The 17,215-nt window shown below is 64.6% G+C and carries 19 protein-coding genes; 9 read left to right on the top strand and 10 right to left on the bottom strand.

Annotated features, from left to right (window positions below):
• Positions 1-131: 131 nt before the first annotated feature.
• The 3 genes from OWC48_RS36990 to OWC48_RS36980 all read right to left on the bottom strand — a co-directional run bounded on the left by OWC48_RS36990 (position 132) and on the right by OWC48_RS36980 (position 3,482).
• A complete protein-coding gene (locus tag OWC48_RS36990) occupies positions 132-1,232 on the bottom strand; it encodes an alkene reductase (protein ID WP_282524408.1) in 1,101 nt (366 codons plus the stop codon).
• 178 nt (positions 1,233-1,410) lie between these two features.
• On the bottom strand, positions 1,411-1,914 hold the full coding sequence (locus OWC48_RS36985) for a DUF1993 family protein (protein ID WP_282524407.1): 504 nt from the start codon (positions 1,912-1,914) through the stop codon (positions 1,411-1,413).
• Positions 1,915-2,180: 266 nt separating this feature from the next.
• Complete coding sequence (locus OWC48_RS36980) at positions 2,181-3,482, bottom strand: lytic murein transglycosylase (protein WP_282524406.1); 1,302 nt, start codon at positions 3,480-3,482, stop codon at positions 2,181-2,183.
• A gap of 333 nt (positions 3,483-3,815) precedes the next feature.
• Here OWC48_RS36980 and htpX point away from each other — a divergent pair, with 333 nt between their 5' ends.
• On the top strand, positions 3,816-4,769 hold the full coding sequence (gene htpX / locus OWC48_RS36975) for a zinc metalloprotease HtpX (protein ID WP_282524405.1): 954 nt from the start codon (positions 3,816-3,818) through the stop codon (positions 4,767-4,769).
• A 149-nt stretch (positions 4,770-4,918) separates the two neighbouring features.
• Positions 4,919-5,542: a tetratricopeptide repeat protein gene (locus OWC48_RS36970; RefSeq protein WP_282524404.1), complete on the top strand. Its 624-nt coding sequence runs from the start codon at positions 4,919-4,921 to the stop codon at positions 5,540-5,542.
• 163 nt (positions 5,543-5,705) lie between these two features.
• Here OWC48_RS36970 and OWC48_RS36965 read toward each other — a convergent pair whose 3' ends face one another.
• Together OWC48_RS36965 and OWC48_RS36960 are read right to left on the bottom strand one after the other, a co-directional pair.
• Entirely contained in the window at positions 5,706-6,059 is a 354-nt protein-coding gene (locus OWC48_RS36965) for a hypothetical protein (RefSeq protein ID WP_282524403.1), read from the bottom strand.
• Positions 6,060-6,221: 162 nt separating this feature from the next.
• On the bottom strand, positions 6,222-7,028 hold the full coding sequence (locus OWC48_RS36960; protein ID WP_282524402.1) for a hypothetical protein: 807 nt from the start codon (positions 7,026-7,028) through the stop codon (positions 6,222-6,224).
• A gap of 225 nt (positions 7,029-7,253) precedes the next feature.
• Here OWC48_RS36960 and OWC48_RS36955 point away from each other — a divergent pair, with 225 nt between their 5' ends.
• Complete coding sequence (locus tag OWC48_RS36955) at positions 7,254-7,547, top strand: antibiotic biosynthesis monooxygenase (protein WP_014497428.1); 294 nt, start codon at positions 7,254-7,256, stop codon at positions 7,545-7,547.
• 148 nt (positions 7,548-7,695) lie between these two features.
• Here OWC48_RS36955 and OWC48_RS36950 read toward each other — a convergent pair whose 3' ends face one another.
• Positions 7,696-9,141, bottom strand: coding sequence for a short-chain fatty acyl-CoA regulator family protein (locus OWC48_RS36950; RefSeq protein ID WP_282524401.1), 1,446 nt, complete (start codon positions 9,139-9,141; stop codon positions 7,696-7,698).
• 240 nt (positions 9,142-9,381) lie between these two features.
• Between OWC48_RS36950 and OWC48_RS36945 the strand changes: the two genes are divergently transcribed.
• The 3 genes from OWC48_RS36945 (at position 9,382) to OWC48_RS36935 (ending at position 12,086) form a co-directional block, all read left to right on the top strand.
• A complete protein-coding gene (locus OWC48_RS36945) occupies positions 9,382-11,016 on the top strand; it encodes an isocitrate lyase (protein ID WP_282524400.1) in 1,635 nt (544 codons plus the stop codon).
• Positions 11,017-11,046: 30 nt separating this feature from the next.
• Positions 11,047-11,256: a hypothetical protein gene (locus tag OWC48_RS36940; RefSeq protein ID WP_282524399.1), complete on the top strand. Its 210-nt coding sequence runs from the start codon at positions 11,047-11,049 to the stop codon at positions 11,254-11,256.
• A 275-nt stretch (positions 11,257-11,531) separates the two neighbouring features.
• Positions 11,532-12,086, top strand: a complete 555-nt coding sequence (locus OWC48_RS36935) for a hypothetical protein (protein ID WP_282524398.1) — start codon at positions 11,532-11,534, stop codon at positions 12,084-12,086.
• A gap of 16 nt (positions 12,087-12,102) precedes the next feature.
• Here the strand turns inward: OWC48_RS36935 and OWC48_RS36930 are convergent, their stop codons facing one another.
• Complete coding sequence (locus OWC48_RS36930; protein WP_282524397.1) at positions 12,103-12,984, bottom strand: metallophosphoesterase; 882 nt, start codon at positions 12,982-12,984, stop codon at positions 12,103-12,105.
• Positions 12,985-13,100: 116 nt separating this feature from the next.
• On the opposite strand from OWC48_RS36930, the gene OWC48_RS36925 reads away from it, so the two are divergent.
• Positions 13,101-13,592, top strand: coding sequence for an NUDIX domain-containing protein (locus tag OWC48_RS36925; RefSeq protein WP_282524396.1), 492 nt, complete (start codon positions 13,101-13,103; stop codon positions 13,590-13,592).
• 81 nt (positions 13,593-13,673) lie between these two features.
• Here OWC48_RS36925 and OWC48_RS36920 read toward each other — a convergent pair whose 3' ends face one another.
• From OWC48_RS36920 to OWC48_RS36910, 3 genes are all read right to left on the bottom strand, one after another.
• Positions 13,674-14,078, bottom strand: coding sequence for a VOC family protein (locus OWC48_RS36920; protein WP_282524395.1), 405 nt, complete (start codon positions 14,076-14,078; stop codon positions 13,674-13,676).
• A gap of 48 nt (positions 14,079-14,126) precedes the next feature.
• Positions 14,127-14,507, bottom strand: a complete 381-nt coding sequence (locus tag OWC48_RS36915) for a DUF2304 domain-containing protein (protein ID WP_282524394.1) — start codon at positions 14,505-14,507, stop codon at positions 14,127-14,129.
• A gap of 64 nt (positions 14,508-14,571) precedes the next feature.
• Positions 14,572-15,321 carry a glycosyltransferase family 2 protein gene (locus OWC48_RS36910; RefSeq protein ID WP_282524393.1) on the bottom strand — a complete coding sequence of 250 codons (750 nt, stop codon included), beginning with the start codon at positions 15,319-15,321 and terminating at the stop codon, positions 14,572-14,574.
• Between the two features lie 125 nt (positions 15,322-15,446).
• Between OWC48_RS36910 and OWC48_RS36905 the strand changes: the two genes are divergently transcribed.
• Positions 15,447-16,619, top strand: a complete 1,173-nt coding sequence (locus OWC48_RS36905) for a hypothetical protein (RefSeq protein WP_306664637.1) — start codon at positions 15,447-15,449, stop codon at positions 16,617-16,619.
• 53 nt (positions 16,620-16,672) lie between these two features.
• Positions 16,673-17,191 (top strand): GNAT family N-acetyltransferase, encoded by a 519-nt coding sequence (locus tag OWC48_RS36900; protein WP_282524391.1) that lies wholly within the window; start codon positions 16,673-16,675, stop codon positions 17,189-17,191.
• Positions 17,192-17,215: the final 24 nt, after the last annotated feature.

Here is a 17,215-nt window from a genome sequence, read left to right as displayed (position 1 = left end):
AGATCTCGCTGCCGGTGGTTACTGGATGCCCCGCCTGCCGCCTACGCTAAAGCTTCGGCGCCCTGGACCGCAGCCCCGGCGAAGCCTTGGCGTAGCCGGGTCGCGGGGCATGACACCGTCATGGGTGGAGACTACTCCGCCGGCTCGGCCGCCAGCGTCGGATAATCCGTATACCCCTTCGCGCCGCCGCCATAGAACGTGTTCTTGTCCCAATCGTTCAGCGCCGCGCCCGTCTTCAGCCGTTCGACGAGGTCGGGGTTGGAGATGAACGGCTTGCCGAAGGCGATGAGATCGGCCGCGTTCGCGTCCAGCACCTTGGTCGCGAGATCGAAGTCGTAGCCGTTGTTGGCGATGTAGGCTCCGGAGAAGCGCTTGCGCAGGTCCGCATAGTCGAACGGGGCGATGTCGCGCGGACCGCCGGTGGCGCCTTCGACCACGTGCAGATAGACCAGCTTGAGCGCGCTGAGGCCGTCGACGATGTGATCGAACAAGGCCTGCGGATTGGAATCGGAGAGGTCGTTGGCCGGCGTCACCGGCGAGATGCGGATGCCGGTGCGGTCGGCGCCGGCCTCGGCGGCAACAGCCCTGGAGACCTCCAGCATCAGCCGCGCGCGGTTTTCGATGGAGCCGCCGTAAGCATCGGTGCGCTTGTTGGCGCCGTCCCTCGCGAACTGGTCGAGCAGATAGCCGTTGGCGCCGTGGATCTCGACGCCGTCGAAACCGGCTTCGAGCGCATTCTTGGTGGCGCGCTTGAAGTCGTCGATGATGCCGGGAAGTTCGGAGAGCTCGAGCGCACGGGGCTCGGAGACGTCGGCGAAGGTGCCGTTCACGAAGGTCTTGCCCTTGGCGCGGATCGCGCTCGGCGCCACCGGGGCTGCGCCATTGGCCTGGAGATCGACATGCGAGATACGGCCGACATGCCAGAGCTGGATGAAGATCTTGCCGCCGCGCTCGTGCACGCGCTCGGTGACCTTGCGCCAGCCGGCGACCTGGTCCTTGCTGTAGATGCCGGGCGTGTCCTGGTAGCCTTGGCCCTGCTGCGAGATCTGGCTTGCTTCGGTGACCAGGAGACCTGCGGAGGCGCGCTGGCCGTAATAATCGGCGGCGAGCGGGCTCGGCACGAATGTGCCGGGCGCGGCGCGGTTGCGCGTCAGCGGCGCCATCACGAGGCGGTTCGCCAGCGTGATCGGGCCGAGCTTGTAGGTCTCTAGCAATTTGGTCGGACGGCTCATGGGAATGCTTCCAGGCGGTGAGAGATCCGGAACACTTGTGCATTGCGGCAATCAGCGCAAGTGATGAGCCATACGGAAAGTGCAGGCGAGCTGCGCGGCAAGGCCCGCGCAGCATAATTGATGTGCAATTTCGGCCGCGGCAGCAGAATTCTGCTACGGCGTCGTGCGATTTGGCAAATCAGTTCGCGCCGAGGAAATCGCGCTTGCCGATCTCGACGCCGTTGTGACGCATGATGCCGTGGGCGGTCGCGGCGTGGAAATAGAAGTTCGGCAGCGACACCGCACTGAAGAATTGCTGGCCCTTGAACGTCATGGACCGGTCCGGGCCGGCCGGGAAGGTCACGTCCCTGGTGTCGGCGCCTTCGAACTGCTCCGGCTTGAACGATTTGACGTAGTCGATCGTCTTGGCGAGCCGCTGCTTCAGCTCCTCGAACGTCTTTTCCGTGTCGGGCGTCGAGGGCACTTCGCTATGCGTCAGCCGCGCGCAGCCCTTGGAGGCGAAATCGCTGACGAGCTGGATCTGCTTCGACAGCGGCAGCATGTCCGGAAACAGGCGAGAGCCGAGCAGGACGGCCGGATCGATTTTTTTGGCCGCGCAATGCACCTCGGCCTTGGCGAGCAGGCCAATGAGGCTGTTCAGCATTTGCAAATAAGCGGGGACGACGGCGTCGTGGAAGGACATGTGATGCTCGCTCGAATGAGGGAAAACTCAGGAGAAACCTGAGCCACTCACATGGGAGCCTCATGGAAAATTACAATCGCGAGAGCGGCTTGTGCGGTGCGAAAATTCTAGCGAGCCGCACCCACAGTGTCGTCGCAACCACACCCTCGCTGTCATCGCCCGGCTTGACCGGGCGATCCAGTACGCCGAGACGCCTGTGATTGAATCGAGGGGCTGCGGAGTACTGGATGCCCCGCCTTCGCGGGGCATGACGACGGATAGATTATTTAGCGGATCGTCGCCTGTGGCTGCGCCTGGGCCGTGCCGCCGCGCATCCGTGCGAGCAGCTCGGCGGTCGGCCAGGAATCGGCGGGCAGGCCGTATTTGATCTGCATCGCCTTCACGGCGGCACGGCTCTGCTGGCCCAGCACGCCGTCGACCTTGCCGACATTGAAGCCGGCCTGGACCAGGAGCTGCTGCAATTGCTTGAGCTCATTGAACGGCAGTTGCGCGACCGGCCCCGCCGGCTTGCGCATCGGCGCCGCGCCCGCGATGCGGGTGGCGAGATAACCCGCGGTGGTCGAATAGATCAGCGAATTATTCCACTCGGTGTAGGCCGCGAAATTCGCATACGCCATGAAGGCAGGCCCAAAGCGTCCCATCGGCAGCAGCACGGACGCCGCGAGATTGTCGTTCGGCAGCGGCCGGCCGTCGGGATAGGTGACCCCCAGCTGCGCCCATTTCGCGCGCGGCTGCTGCACCGTGAGGTCGGTCTGATCCCATGGCAGGTTTTGCGGCACCTTGATCTCTTCGAGCCACGGCTCGCCGCGCCGCCATTTCAATCCGTTGGCGATGTAGTTCGCAGTCGAGCCGATCACGTCGTCCTCGCTGCGCAAGAGATCGCGTCGGCCGTCGCCGTCATAGTCGACGGCGTAGTTGACGTAATGCACGGGCAGGAATTGCGTCTGGCCGAGCTCGCCGGCCCAGGAGCCGACCATCTCGTCTGGTGTGAGATCGCCACGGTCGATGATCTTCAGCGCGGCGATGGTCTCGTTCACGAACATCTCCGAGCGGCGGCAGTCATAGGCCAGCGACACCAGCGATTTCAGCGTCGGCAGATTGCCCATGTTGACGCCGAAATCGCTCTCGAGGCCCCAGAACGCGGCGATCACCGCCGGCGGCACGCCGTACTCCTTTTCGGCGCGCGCGAACGCAGCCGCGTGGTTCTTGATGTGCTGCTGGCCGTTCTGCATGCGATAGGGCGCGGCCATGCGGCCCGCAAATTCGGTGAAGAGCTGGCCGAACACGCGCTGGCCGCGGTCGCGGTTGACGATGCCCTGGTCGTAGACGAGGTAGGGCGAGGCCTCCGATATCGTCCGCTGCGACACGCCGGCGGCGCCCGCCTGTTGCTTCACATCAGCCAGAAAGCGATCGAAGCTCGCGCCATTGTGGCACGACGCTGCGCGCGGCGACGGCGCTGTGGCTCTAGGCGCTGCAGGCTTGGCGGGTGGTGGCGCGAACTGGGCGGAGGCGGGGAGGGCGAAGGCGAGCAGAGCGGCGGCCGCGATCGCAAATCGGGTTTGGAGCATGAGGTTTCCGGCGGGGAGAAGGGCGCGTGTGGAATCTTGCTGAAGCTTAGGTGAATTGAGCGCCTCAAACCATCCCTTCGTCATGGCCGGGCTTGTCCCGGCCGTCCACGCCTTTCGGGCCTGTGTGGAGGAAGAACGTGGATGCCCGGGCCTTCGCCTCGCCGAAGCGGCTTCGGCCGCGCAGGCGGGGCAAGCCCGGCATGACGGAAATGCAATGTTGGGCATAGCCGCGGCTCCGCGACGCACCTTGAAACCTTGCACCCGGGCCGGGGTCATCCCTACCTGAAGGGCGCCGGCCGATGGCTCGCCCGCGGCCGCCCCCGGGAGACGGCCATGAACTATCTTCGGACCGCAATGCTGCTCGCAGGCCTCACCGCCCTGTTCATGGGCGTCGGCTATCTGATTGGCGGCGCCGCCGGCGCCATGATCGCGCTCGTCATTGCCGCCGCGACCAATCTCTTCACCTACTGGAACTCCGATCGCATGGTGCTCCGCATGTACGGCGCCCATGAGGTCGACCGCGCCAGCGCGCCGGAACTGGTCGGGCTCGTCGCCGAGCTTGCGGGCCGCGCGGGCTTGCCGATGCCGCGCGTGTTCGTGATGGACGAGGCGCAGCCCAACGCGTTCGCGACCGGGCGCAATCCCGAGAATGCCGCTGTTGCCGTCACCGTCGGCCTGATGAACCAGCTCAGCCGCGAGGAGCTGGCCGGCGTGATCGCGCACGAGCTCGCGCATATCAAGCATCACGACACGCTGCTGATGACTGTTACCGCGACCATTGCCGGCGCAATCTCGATGCTGGCGCAGTTCGGCATGTTCTTCGGCGGCAATCGCGGCAACAACGGCCCCGGCGTCGTCGGCTCGATCCTGATGATGATCCTCGCCCCGATCGGCGCCATGCTGGTGCAGATGGCGATCAGCCGCACCCGCGAATATGCCGCGGACAATCTCGGCGCGCGCATTGCGGGCCAGCCGATGTGGCTGGCGTCCGCATTGGTGAAGATCGAAGGCGCCGCGCATCAGGTCCCGAACTATGATGCCGAGCGCAATCCCGCGACCGCGCACATGTTCATCATCAATCCGCTATCGGGCCATGGCGTGGACAATCTCTTCGCCACCCATCCTTCGACGCAGAACCGTATCGCGGCGCTCCAGCAGCTCGCGGCCGAGCTCGGTGCGCAGGCGCCGTCGGTCGGTGCCAACGAAAACTATCCGCCGCGGAGCCCGTGGGGGCAGTCGTCCTCACGCGGCCCTTCACCTGGTCCTTCCCGTGGCCCTTGGGGCTGATGCGGAACCGGCCGGAATCGCGCCCGGCTTTGTGACCAGCTTTTGTGACCTGGCGCACACAGGATGGTCCCGGCCGGTGTTAACACCATGGCGAGACTGTTCCTTCGAAAGGGGATGCGTGGCCGGCCCTTTGCCTGCCACGGTCGAAGATGACCAAAGCTGCGGTACCATTGCTGATCGTCCTGGGCGTGCTCATTGGCCTGTCCACGCACACGGTCGTCAATTGCGGGGACGAGGACGAGCCCGACATCTGCTCGGCCGTGATCGGCTTCTCGCCGCTGCGCGGATCGCTGATCGCCTTCGCCTATGAAGGGCGCGGACGGATCGCGTTGCGCCACGGCGACTGGCGGCGGGCGATCGCGGATTTCGACGAGGCCATCCACCTCAATCCCAACCGCGCCTCGCTGTATCGCGACCGGGCGCAGGCGCGCCTGCAGAACGGCGACCTGGAGCTTGCCATCGAGGATTACGACGAGGCGATCGCGCATGATCCCAGGCACGCCGCGCCCTATCACCAGCGCGGTCTCGCGCTCGCGGCCACCGGCGATCTCGATCGCGCCATCCTGAGCTACAACACGGCGGTCCGTCTCGACCCGTCGGATGCGCAGGCCCGCCTCGACCGTGGCGTTGCCTTCCTCGCCCGCGGCCAGGCCGACGACGCACGCGCCGATTTCGAAGCCGCGCTCGCGCTGCCGGCCGGCAAGGACGGCCGCACCCGCGACGCAGCGCGCGCCAAGCTCGCCGAGCTCGCGAGCGCCGAGCCGCGGCGGTGAGAGGAGTTTTTCTCCCTCTCCCCGTTCTTACGGGGAGAGGGTTGGGGCGAGGGGCTCTATCCACACGCGCGACCGTCGCGGTACCTGTACCCCCTCACCCGGATCGCAAGAACGATCCGACCTCTCCTCGCAAGCGGGGCGAGGTGAAGCGCGCGAGCCGCGCTTATTTCGCTTTCTTGGCTTTCGCCTTCTTGGCCTTTGCGGCCTTCTTCTCAGGCTTCTCCTTCGCCTTTTTCTCCACCTTCGCCGCGATCGGCGTGCTGGCCGCGATTCGCATCGAGCGGGCGTAGCTGTCGGCGACGTTGTCGGCGGACATCTGGAGGCGCTTGGCGGCGGCGGTGGCCTGCTCCATCGTGGCCTTGGCCATCATCTTGAAGCGGTCGCCGGTCTCCTTGCCCTTGGCCTTGGCCGCAAGGCCGTTGAAGCGATCCCGCCGCTCCTTGGCGCGGGTCAAAAGGCCCGTATGCAGCTGTCTGGCCAGTTGCCGGATCACGACATCCAGGTCGGCGTCCGCCATGTTGTTCTATCCTCTTAAAACGGTATCGATGCGCGCGGGACTATGCAGATCGGGCCCCGCCTTGGCAATTCCCGGCGGTGCGTCATCCGCAGCTTCCGGTACCCAAACCAAAAAAGCCGCGCATTTTTGCGCGGCTTTCTGAGGTGGCTTGGCGCAGGCGCCTTACTTCAGCGAGGCAACCGGACCGCTCGCCGGTGCCGGATCGGGGTCGAAGCCGAACACGCCGACCAGATATTTGTAATAGTCCGGCATCTTCTCCTTGAGCGCCTCGCGCGACTTCGGGTCGTGGAATTCGCTCTTGCCGGCCAGGAAGATGCTGGCGGTCACGGCAAAGAATTCCATGGGATTCTTCAGCGCATAGGATTCCTTGGGCAACAGGTCCTTGGACTTGGCAAGGGCGAAATAGCCGATCACGCCCTTGTTGGCGTAGCCGTCCGGCAACAGCCGCGCGTGATAGGCGTGCAGCAGCTCGTGCAGCAGCACGGCTTCCTTCTCGTAGCGCATCATGTCCGGCCGCAGCATGATCACGCCGAGGCCCGAATCGACCGCGAGGTCGACGGCATTCGGATTGATCCAGCGCTGCTTGTCGTGGTCCCAGACCGTCAGCGTCCGGGGTGCGGTGCGCTGGATGTCCGGTGTGACCCGGCCGTAGCACGCGGTCGCGGCGCCTTCGTCGAGGCAGGCGAGCTCGCTCGCGACGATCGGAACGGTGTGGAAGAAGCGGAGCACGCGCGGCGACAGGCCGGAAGCTTCGACGACGTCGATCTGCTGCTTCAGATTGTCGGTGAGCTTGTCGACGTCCTTGCGCTCGGAATTCTCCGTCAGGTCGAACATGTAGCCGCGGTAGCTCTGGAAGCCCGGCGGCAGCGCCTGCGCTGCCCCGGCCGACGCGTCGAGCGATCCGGCATGGGATGGATTGGCGAAGAGCGCGCCCACAACGGTCGCGGTCAGCAGCAGCGCAACGCGCATGATGAACCCCCTGATGTCACTTCACCCGGCAGGATAGGCCGCCGCCGTTTGCGAAAAGTGAGTGCGGCGAGACTAGGGCAGCGATGTTGAGGCGTGCTTAACCGTTGGTTGCAGATCGCGGAGACCGATTAGTGCCGGGTTAACCAAGCGTGGATTGGTCGCGCGCTTCGGCGTAGGATCGAAGCCGGGCACCATGCCCGACAGCAATAGCCGGAGGAGGATGCCATGTATGCCGCCATCCGTCAGGCCAAGGCGAAAAGCGGGAGCGCCGAAGAGCTGGCGCGCCGCATCAAGGACGGCGCCGTTCCGATCATCAGCGACGTCGACGGTTTCCGCGCCTATTACGTCGTCTATGCCGGCGACGACACGGTCACCGCGATCTCCATCTTCGACAAGTTCGAGCAGGCGGAGGAGGCGAACCGGCGCGCGATCGCCTGGATCGAGAAGGATCTGGGGCCGCTGCTCGCAGGGCATGCGAGCGCCGCAGCCGGGCCGGTGATCGTGCATACGCTGGCGTAGGTGTTAGGCGGGTCAGTCAGGCCACATCTTCCGCTGTCATCGCCCGCGAAGGCGGGCGATCCAGTACTCCGTGACAGCAGTGATGGAGCCGATGGGCCGCGGCGTACTGGATGCCCCGCCTTCGCGGGGCATGACAGCGGAGCCCCCCTCACAACTCCCGTGCATTCGAAAATGCAAACGAGCTCACCCGCCTTGTCGTCTCATCCAAAATCAGCGTGCGCGTGATCGGCGGCTCGGCGCGCTGGGCGCAGTTTTCGCGCTCGCAGAGGCGGCAGTTGACGCCGATCGGCGTGCCCTCCGTTTTCTCCAAATCCAGGCCGGAGGCGTAGACGAGGCGGGCGGCGTGACGGATCTCGCAGCCGAGGCCGATGGCGAAGCGCGGCTGCGGCAGCGGATGCGGCGCGACGGGGCGTCGCACCATCTGCGCGATCGAGAAATAGCGCGTGCCGTCGGACAGCTCGATCACCTGCTTCAACAGGCGATCCGGCGTGTCGAAGGTCGAGTGCACGTTCCACAACGGACAGGTGCCGCCGAATTTCGAGAACGGGAACGTGCCGGACGAAAAGCGTTTCGACACGTTGCCGGCATTGTCGACGCGCAGCAGGAAGAACGGAATGCCGCGCGCGTTCGGCCGTTGCAGCGTGGTGAGGCGATGGCAGACCTGCTCGAAGCCGGAATTGAAGCGCTGCGCCAGCACGTGGATGTCGTAGTTCAAGGCCTCCGCCGCGGCCAGGAATGCCGGGTAGGGCATCATCACGGCCGCCGCAAAATAGTTGGCGAGCGTGATGCGGAACAGGCGGCGCGGCGCGTCGTCGAGCGGGCCGGCACGGCCGATGATGGTCTCCAGATGCTGCGCGCATTCGCCCAGGCCGAGCTGGAAGGCGAGCTGGAACGCGCGGCCGGGCGGATCGACCAACTCGGAGATCAAGAGCTGGCGGCGATGGCGGTCGAAACGCCTGAGCGTCTCACGCATCACGTCGACCGGCATGATGCGGGTCTGGATCGAATGCTTTTCGCGCAGGCGTGCGGCGAGCGCGGCATAGAGCCCTTCGGCCGGCACGTTCAGTTCGTCGCGAAGCGTCTCCGCGGCCTGCTCCAGCTCCGGAAAATAGTTGCGGTTGGCCTCGATCAGCTCGCGCACGCGCTCAACGGGATTGGCCTCATAGCGCGTGCCGACGTCGCGGTCGGCCATCTGCGCCGCGGCCAAGGTCTCGCCCTGGCGTGCCTCGGCATAGGCGGCATAGAGCCGCTGCAGCGCATGGGTGACGCCGGGACAGAGCTCGGCGAGGTCGCGCAGTTCCTGCTTGGGAACGTCGATCTGGCGGAACAGCGGATCGGAGAAGATCTCGTTCAGCTCGGCGAAGAAGCGGTCCTCATCGGCGGTCGCGAGGTCGCGCAGGTCGAGGTCATAGGTCTCGGCCAGTCGCAGCAGGATCTGGGCCGTCACCGGGCGCTGGTTGCGCTCGATCAGGTTGACGTAGCTCGGCGAGATCCCGAGCCCCTCGGCGATCTGGGTCTGCGACAGCCCCAATTGCTGCCGGATCCGCCGGAAACGCGGGCCGACGAACAGTTTCTTCCCGGATACGGCGGGCATTTTCAGATCTCCCAAGGGAATGACAGACGCATCAAGGGCAGTCTTACTGACGTATATTATTTACAAGATTTACAAAATAACATCTATTACATGTTCTGATGTTACATGACATCACCATTCGAATACAAGGCCTCTGTACGAACTTCGCTTTCTAGCGTTTAGCTCATGACACGCATTTCGCAATGCACTGTCAAAAATGTCGATGACAAGTTGAGTTGTCATCAGCGAAAGGATCGTCAGATGAATTACCAGCCCCGTGGCATCAACGCCCTGCAGAGCCCGGCCTCGTATCAGAGCGAGATTAAGGCGGCCCAGGCGCTCCTCAAGACCCAGCCGACCTGGAACGGGGTGTCCGCCGAGGCCGTCGCGCGCATGCGCTTGCAGAACCGCTTCAAGACCGGTCTGGACATCGCCCGCTACACCGCGGCGCTGATGCGGGCCGACATGGCGGCCTATGACAACGATCCGACCAAGTACACCCAGTCGCTGGGCTGCTGGCACGGCTTCATCGCCCAGCAGAAGCTGATCTCGGTCAAGAAGCACTTCGGCGGCAAGACCGATCGCACCTATCTGTACCTGTCCGGCTGGATGATCGCGGCGCTGCGCTCCGAATTCGGCCCCCTGCCCGACCAGTCGATGCACGAGAAGACCTCGGTGCCCGCCCTGATCGAGGAGCTCTACACCTTCCTGCGTCAGGCCGACTCGCGCGAGATGAACGACATCTTCCGCAGCCTCGATAAGGCGCGCAAGGAAGGCGACAAGACCCGCGAGAAGGAGCTGATCGAGAAGATCGACAACTTCCAGACCCATGTCGTGCCCGTCATCGCCGACATCGACGCCGGCTTCGGCAACGCGGAGGCGACCTATCTGCTCGCCAAGAAGATGATCGAAGCGGGCGCCTGCGCGCTCCAGATCGAGAACCAGGTCTCGGACGAGAAGCAGTGCGGTCACCAGGACGGCAAGGTCACCGTGCCGCACGAGGTGTTCATCGCGAAGATCCGCGCCTGCCGCCACGCCTTCCTCGAGCTCGGCGTCGAAGACGGCGTCATCGTGACCCGCACCGACTCGCTCGGCGCCGGCCTGACGCAGCAGATCGCCGTCAGCCACAAGCCTGGTGATCTCGGCGACCAGTACAACAGCTTCCTGGATTGCGAGGAAGTCACGGCCGCGAACGCCCGCAACGGTGATGTCATCATCAACCGCGACGGCAAGATGATGCGTCCGAAGCGGCTGCCCTCCAATCTCTACCAGTTCCGTCCCGGCACCGGCGAAGACCGCTGCGTGCTCGACAGCATCACCTCGCTGCAGAACGGCGCCGACCTGCTCTGGATCGAGACCGAGAAGCCGCATATCGAGCAGATCGCCAAGATGGTCGACCGGATCCGCAAGGTGGTTCCGAACGCGAAGCTGGCCTACAACAACTCGCCGTCGTTCAACTGGACCATCAACTTCCGTTGGCAGGTCTACGACGCGATGAAGGAAGCCGGCCAGGACGTCAGCAAGTACAACCGCGCCGAGCTGATGAAGCCAGAATACGACGATACGCCGCTGGCGAAGGAAGCCGACGAGCGCATCCGCACCTTCCAGGCCGACTCAGCCAAGCGTGCCGGCATCTTCCATCACCTGATCACGTTGCCGACCTATCACACGGCGGCGCTGTCGACCGACAATCTGGCGAAGGAATATTTCGGCGACCAGGGCATGCTCGGCTACGTGAAGAACGTGCAGCGCGCCGAGATCCGCCAGGGTATCGCCTGCGCCAAGCATCAGAACATGGCCGGCTCCGACATCGGCGACGACCACAAGGAATACTTCGCCGGCGAGGCTGCCCTGAAGGCGGGCGGCACCCACAACACGATGAACCAGTTCGGCTAACGCACCACGCTATCCAAGAGGAGACTGACAATGACCAAAGGCAGCAATTTCTGGGTGATCGGCGGCGAGTTCGGTTCGATGAACTTCCACAAGCTGGTGGAAGGCTCCGCCCAGGTGCAGGGTCCGTTCAAGACCCGCACGGAAGCCGAGGAAGCCTGGCGCACCGTCTCGGAAGAAAACCGCCACAAGGCCGGCGTCCGCTTCTCGATCGTGGAAGAGCCGTCGCGGGTCTCGGCCTGACGGCTGCCTTGGAGCATGATCCGGAAAAGTGGGAACCGGTTTTCCGAGAGGATCATGCTCAAACAAAATTAGATCGTGATGCGTGATCGCATCACGATCGAATCAAGAAACGTCCAAGGACGGAGGGTCTCATCCGGCGCAAGCCGGGTGGGATCGTCTGTTTTTGGCACAGGTCAATCGGCTGTGGGCGGTGTAAGTCTCTGGAATTGTGGACCCTTTGCGGAGGGTTTGGTTGCTGATAGGTTAATGGGGGAAAGTCGAGGACGAGGCCGACAATGTCAGAGCCTGAGACCAGCGGGACCCATCCCATCCAGCCGCGCCCGGTGCGGCTGCGCGACGCGCTGCTGCGCGCACGGATCGAGGCCGCCGACCGCACCGGTGTGGTCGTCGATTTGCGCGACGCCGAGGTGGCGCGGCTGGAAATCCTCAACGACGCGCTCGATCCCCTGTTCGCGCAGGTGCCTGATAAGATCGATCTGTTCGATCGCGGAATCAGCCAGGGCGATACGCCCAGGCTCTGGATCGACGTCGTCGCACACATCGTGATGGGGCGCGACAAGCGGATGTATCGCTTCGTCCAGGACACCCGCTTCGGCCGCATCGTGCTCGCCGAATCGCACGACACCGCGGCGATCGTCGAAGCCGTGACCGACTACGTCGCCCGCCGCATGATCGAACGCGAGCACGCCATGGTGGTCCCGCCGGAGCCGAAGCCCGCGGCCGCCGAGCCGCCGCGCCGCTCGCGCCTCTGGCCGTTCGTGTTCGGGTTTGTGCTCGGCGCCGCCGCGCTGTTCGGCCTCGCTGTGCTGGCGGCGCTGCGGAGCTGGTGAGACGCCCTCCGGCGAACTAGATCAACCTTGCCTGCTTGATCTGCCGGATCTGAAATCCGGATCCGAGGCCACGAACCGTCTGCTCGCAGCGCCAGCCGGCATTGTCTTTCTCGATCGTGAACAAATTATACGCTGCCGCCGGGTAACGCCCGTGGGCGAGCGCGGAGGCCGACGGCACGCCGACCGCGGGGATGTTGCCGTTGGGGCCCTCGAACCACATCGTCGAATGAATGTGGTCGTGCCCGTGCAGGATCAGCTCGACGCCGTGACGCTTGATCAGTGCCAGCAGCGCGGCCGCATCGGTCATCCGTTTCTGGCGCGCGCCTGACTTCAGGGGATGATGCACCAGCAGCACGCGGAAGGCGTCCTCGGCGGCGAGGCGATCGAGGACCGCTTCGAGGGATGCGAGCTGATCGCGGCCGAGCGTGCCCGTCGCCATCAGCGGCAGCGTCGGCACCGCCGTGGACAGGCTGATCAGCGCGAGCGGCCCGCGTCGGCGCACGCCCGGAAAGCCGACACTGCCATCATCGCCCGCAAGGTAGGGTGCAAAGGTCTCGCCGAAGCGGTGAGAGGTGGCGCGGACATAGGCATCGTGATTGCCGGGAATGGTGGTGACGCGGTCGGGCGGACCGACGCCGTCGAGCCAGGCGCGCGCCGGCGCGAACTCCGCCTCCAGCGCCAGATTGACGAGATCGCCTGTGACCGCGATGTGGTCGGGCGTCTGCGCCTGGACGTCGGCGACGAGCGCGTCGAGCACCTCGCGGCGCTGGTATTTGTGGCGGTTGCGCGTCCAGTTGACGTAGCCGAGCGCGCGCTTGCCCGCGAGTTCGATAAGCCGTGGCTTCGGCAACGGCGGCAGGTGCGGGTCGGACAGATGGGCGAGCGTGAAGGGGGCCATGGCGCGCGATTGCCTCGCTATTCGTCCGCTGTAATGGCAAGGTCGCGAGGACTGTGCAAGCGGGGCCCGGGCAGGGGCCTCATGGAAGTTCTCTTGGTAGTTTTCTTGGGAGCCTGATGGGGGATCGTCTGAACAGCGTCCGACGGACATTCGAACCGCTGCTGCGGCGAATCTTCCATGCCTATTTCCTGCTTGTCCGCGGCATGACGCTCGGCGTCCGCGCCGTGGTGCTGGATTCCGAGAACCGGGTGTTCCTGGTCAGGCACAGCTACATCACCGGCTGGTATCTGCCCGGCGGCGGTGTCGATCTCGGCGAGACCATGGAGCAGGCGATGCGGCGCGAGCTCAAGGAGGAAGGTGACATCGACCTCACCGGTGACGCGGTGCTGCACGGCATCTTCCTCAACAGCCACGTCTCCCGCCGCGACCACGTCGCGGTCTACGTGGTCAGGCAGTTCAAGCAGGATCGCGTCCCTGAGCCCAACCACGAGATCGTCGAATGCGGCTTCTTCGCGATCACGGCGCTGCCCGAAGGCACCACGCACGGCACGCGGCAAAGGCTCGCGGAAGTGCTGGACGGCAAGCCGCTGACCGCGACGTGGCGTTAAAGGATTTGGCGTTTTAGCGATGTGATGTTGAAGCGGCGTGACGTTGAAGCGGCGTGACCTGGAAGCGATCGGGCCGAATCCTCAAGCCCGAACCGGCTGCCCGATCCCCAATAAATTACCTTCGCTGTCGCGGAACCAGGCGCCCCGCTCGCCGGTACCCTTGCTCGGATAGTTTCCCGTGATCTCCGCAATTCCATCAACGGTCTTCAAGCCGGGCAAATCATAGTCCTCGAACGCGACGCCACGTGCGCGAAGTTCGCGCACGGTTGCCTCGAGATCCTCGACGTCCCACCCCATTTGCGTGTGCGTGCCGGATTGCGTCCCGGCCGAGACGAATATCGCAAACTCGCCGGCCGCGCAGACGTAGCGGAGCCCACCCTCGCGCTGTTCGACCGGCTCCAGCCCGAGCTTTTCCGAATAGAACGCCCGCGCGCGGTCGAGGTCTTTGGCTGGAAGCCGGGTTGCCACTTTCGCGTTCTTCAGCATGCCCGTTCTCCTTGTCTTGCCTCGAGACGACGCTGGAGAGCTACGCGCTCATGACTCGACGCCCTGACGGCCCTGCTTCGCCTGCAGCTCCAGCACCAGCAGGCTCTGCTCCTGGATCAGCGCGCAGTTCTGCCGCTCCAGCCTGTGCAGTCGCGCCGTCATGTTGTGCATGAACGCGAACACCACCAGGAACAGGGCGCCGAACATCACGACGAACGGAAACACGACGCCGGTCAGATGGCTGACGAGATAGGCCAGTGTCGGAAACAGCGTGAAGCCGGCGGGGATGATCGCCACCATGGACAGCATCAGGAAGTCATAGAGATCGAACTTGCCTTGCAGCGTCTTGCGCAGCAGCATCAGCATGTAGATCAGCGCAAAGGCGGAGATGACGACGACCGTCTCCGGACTTGGAAGGGCATCTGTCACGGCTGCCTCCTCAGAATGTTCGACGAGATGATGGGACCACAAATCGGAACGGGGACGCTCGGCGTCATGACGCCCTCACGAGGCGCGCGAGCAGGATATAGCCGAGGACGCGGATCATGTAACTCGCCGATTTGAATCCGTCGATCGAGCTGACGCCGGTCTCCCGCGCCCGCATCTCGACCGGTACTTCGCTGACCGTGAGGCCTGCGCGCATCGCCCAGGCCAGCGAGATCGGTTCCGGAAAATCCGTCGGATACGCTTTTGCGAAGAAGGCGATGGCGGAACGGTCGAGCAATCGCATGCCGCTGGTCGGATCGGTGATGCGGCCGCCGCTGAAGAGGCCGTTGAGCGCAAGCACGATCAGCCTGATGCCGGCGCGCCGCATGCGCGTGGAGCAGAAGCCGGCATGGTCGATGAAGCGGCTTCCGATCGTGATGTTGGTCGGGTCCCTACGATAGGCCTCCAGAAGCGTCTCGATGGCACGCGGATCATGCTGGCCGTCACCGTCGATCTGGATGCAGAAATCGAAATCCTGACGCGCCGCGTATTTGATGCCGGTCTGCACGGCGCCGCCGATGCCGAGATTCTGCGCGAGGCGGGCGACCAGGGAGCGGCAGCTTGCCACCGCGGACGTCGCGTCCGACGAGCCGTCGTCGACGACCAGGGTGTGGTAGCCGCGGCCGGTTGCTGCGATCTCGCTCAGCAGACCGCCGACCGAGGCCTCCTCATTGAAGCAGGGAATGATGATGAGGACTCGCGACGTGCCCTGCTGCGGTGCGGCGGCACCGTTGTGGCATGTGTTAGTTGAATCCAAGCGCAGTCCCATATCGGCCACGTCTGCCTCACCTCCAGAATCCCCACTCTGCTATACTTGCCGGTGCTTTTCCTGTACAGGCGGCGGGTCATTTCAAGCTGTGTGGGGCCGCCCGGCGAATGCCGATGAGAGCTGTTAAAGTATTTTTTTCAATTGTGTTTCTGGCAATTCTGGCCAGCAACATCAGGCTGGTCTCGCATTGGAGCGAGAGCCGTGGCGTCTATGACGACATCTGCTATCTCAGGCAGGCGCATCTGTTCCAGCGCTTCGGCTGGCAGGGGCTCGACACCAGCCTCGCCCGTGAAACCGACGGCTATCTCGCGGCCAAGTTGCGCAGTATCGATTTTCCGAACTGGAACGAACCGACGCGGGCACCCTGCCACACTCAAACTGCCGACGGCAGCAAATGGGTGATGACGCCGCCGCCGGGCACGGGCTTCGTGCTGGCGCTGTTCCCGGAGGGGTTCCAGGTCGTTCCGCTCTACATGCTGGCCAACGCGATCGTCGCCGGCCTTGCGTTGTTCGGGTTGTGGCGGGCGCAGGAGAAGGCCGCCTTGACGCTCGCCGCATTGCTCGGCGCGCTCTCGATCTACTTCATGATCAATCCGACCAAGGCGAGCTATTCGATGGCGCCGACCATGGTCGTCTGCGCGCTGGCGGGTCTGTTCACCGCAAGATTTTTCGTCGGTGGAGGCCGGCGCCGCCTGCTGATGGTCGCCGCCGTCGGCCTGCTGCTCGGCCTGTCCGCGAGCTTTCGGATCGCGAACGTGGTTCTGTCGGCCGGCTATTTCCTGTTCTTCGGATTGTCGTTCCTGATCTGGCGTACCCGCGAGACGTTCGTCTCAGGTCTCGTGCTCGGCCTTTCGTTCCTCGTCGGGCTGTTGCCGGTGTTCGCGGCGAACCTGGTCAACTCAGGCAATCCGCTGGTCTCGGCCTATGGCGGCCAGGATACGGCCCCGCGGAGCCTCGATCCGGCCGTGCTGCAGGCCTATCTCCGCGACACGCAATTCCCGTTGATCGTGATCGCCTGCGTCGGGACCGCGCTGTTGTGGCGCTCCGCCGGCCATGGCGGCGCCAGAAAACTCGCGTTGCTGGTGGCGGGCAATCTCGCGCTGAATCTGGCGTTCTTTGCCACGCATCCGGTCTTCACGCAGTACTATGTCATCCCGATCCTGATGCTGTCGCTCTGGACGCTGCTGTTCGCGACGGTCCTCAGCCGCGGTCCGGCACAGGGCTTTATCGCCCACGAGGCCGATGGACCGCGGCCGTCTGAGATGTTATCCCGCATCTCGCATTGACGCGTTTTCCTGACGCGAACCTGAAACCATTTCGCTCGAAGACGCATGCCGACATGACCGATCTCTCGCTCACCATCCTTCCGGAAGCCGCCGGTGACGCCCAGGCGATCGAACGGCTGCACGAGCGCACCTTTGGCCCCGGCCGTTTCGTGCTCAGCGCTTACCGCATTCGCGAGCACGTCGACCATCTGCTCGAATTGTCCTTCACGGCCCGCATCGGCACGCTTCTGGTCGGCTCGGTCAGGCAATTGCCGGTGCTGGTCGGCGAGACGCAGGCCCTGCTGCTCGGGCCGCTCACCGTCGAGCCGCCGTTCCGCGACCGCGGCATCGGCCGTCTCCTGATCGAGCGCGCGCTGAAGGACGCCAAGGAGAAAGGTCACGCCATCGTGCTGCTGGTCGGCGACGAGCCCTATTACAGCCGCGTCGGCTTCAAGCAGGTAGCCAAGGGCCGCGTCACCATGCCCGGCCCGGTCGACGCCGCGCGCGTCCTGGTGTTCGAGCTCGTCGACGGCGCTTTCGAGGGCGTGTCGGGGCAGGTCACGCCCGACTGGAGCAAGGCGCGGGCGGGGTAGGGTCGTTCGCAGCCCGGGTTGCGC

The sequence above is a fragment of the Bradyrhizobium sp. Arg816 genome, from assembly GCF_029989365.1.
Lineage (GTDB): Bacteria > Pseudomonadota > Alphaproteobacteria > Rhizobiales > Xanthobacteraceae > Bradyrhizobium.
This window is presented reverse-complemented; position numbering and strand designations above follow the sequence as displayed.

Excerpts from the sequence above, each read along its gene's own strand:
- OWC48_RS36905 (WP_306664637.1), top strand. The coding sequence starts at position 15,447 with ATGAGAGCTGTTAAAGTATTTTTTTCAATTGTGTTTCTGGCAATTCTG.
- OWC48_RS36945 (WP_282524400.1), top strand. The coding sequence starts at position 9,382 with ATGAATTACCAGCCCCGTGGCATCAACGCCCTGCAGAGCCCGGCCTCG.
- OWC48_RS36960 (WP_282524402.1), bottom strand. The coding sequence starts at position 7,028 with ATGCGCGTTGCGCTGCTGCTGACCGCGACCGTTGTGGGCGCGCTCTTC.
- OWC48_RS36900 (WP_282524391.1), top strand. The coding sequence starts at position 16,673 with ATGACCGATCTCTCGCTCACCATCCTTCCGGAAGCCGCCGGTGACGCC.
- OWC48_RS36990 (WP_282524408.1), bottom strand. The coding sequence starts at position 1,232 with ATGAGCCGTCCGACCAAATTGCTAGAGACCTACAAGCTCGGCCCGATC.
- OWC48_RS36970 (WP_282524404.1), top strand. The coding sequence starts at position 4,919 with ATGACCAAAGCTGCGGTACCATTGCTGATCGTCCTGGGCGTGCTCATT.
- OWC48_RS36930 (WP_282524397.1), bottom strand. The coding sequence starts at position 12,984 with ATGGCCCCCTTCACGCTCGCCCATCTGTCCGACCCGCACCTGCCGCCG.
- OWC48_RS36955 (WP_014497428.1), top strand. The coding sequence starts at position 7,254 with ATGTATGCCGCCATCCGTCAGGCCAAGGCGAAAAGCGGGAGCGCCGAA.
- OWC48_RS36980 (WP_282524406.1), bottom strand. The coding sequence starts at position 3,482 with ATGCTCCAAACCCGATTTGCGATCGCGGCCGCCGCTCTGCTCGCCTTC.
- htpX (WP_282524405.1), top strand. The coding sequence starts at position 3,816 with ATGAACTATCTTCGGACCGCAATGCTGCTCGCAGGCCTCACCGCCCTG.
- OWC48_RS36965 (WP_282524403.1), bottom strand. The coding sequence starts at position 6,059 with ATGGCGGACGCCGACCTGGATGTCGTGATCCGGCAACTGGCCAGACAG.
- OWC48_RS36925 (WP_282524396.1), top strand. The coding sequence starts at position 13,101 with ATGGGGGATCGTCTGAACAGCGTCCGACGGACATTCGAACCGCTGCTG.
- OWC48_RS36935 (WP_282524398.1), top strand. The coding sequence starts at position 11,532 with ATGTCAGAGCCTGAGACCAGCGGGACCCATCCCATCCAGCCGCGCCCG.
- OWC48_RS36950 (WP_282524401.1), bottom strand. The coding sequence starts at position 9,141 with ATGCCCGCCGTATCCGGGAAGAAACTGTTCGTCGGCCCGCGTTTCCGG.
- OWC48_RS36920 (WP_282524395.1), bottom strand. The coding sequence starts at position 14,078 with ATGCTGAAGAACGCGAAAGTGGCAACCCGGCTTCCAGCCAAAGACCTC.
- OWC48_RS36985 (WP_282524407.1), bottom strand. The coding sequence starts at position 1,914 with ATGTCCTTCCACGACGCCGTCGTCCCCGCTTATTTGCAAATGCTGAAC.
- OWC48_RS36940 (WP_282524399.1), top strand. The coding sequence starts at position 11,047 with ATGACCAAAGGCAGCAATTTCTGGGTGATCGGCGGCGAGTTCGGTTCG.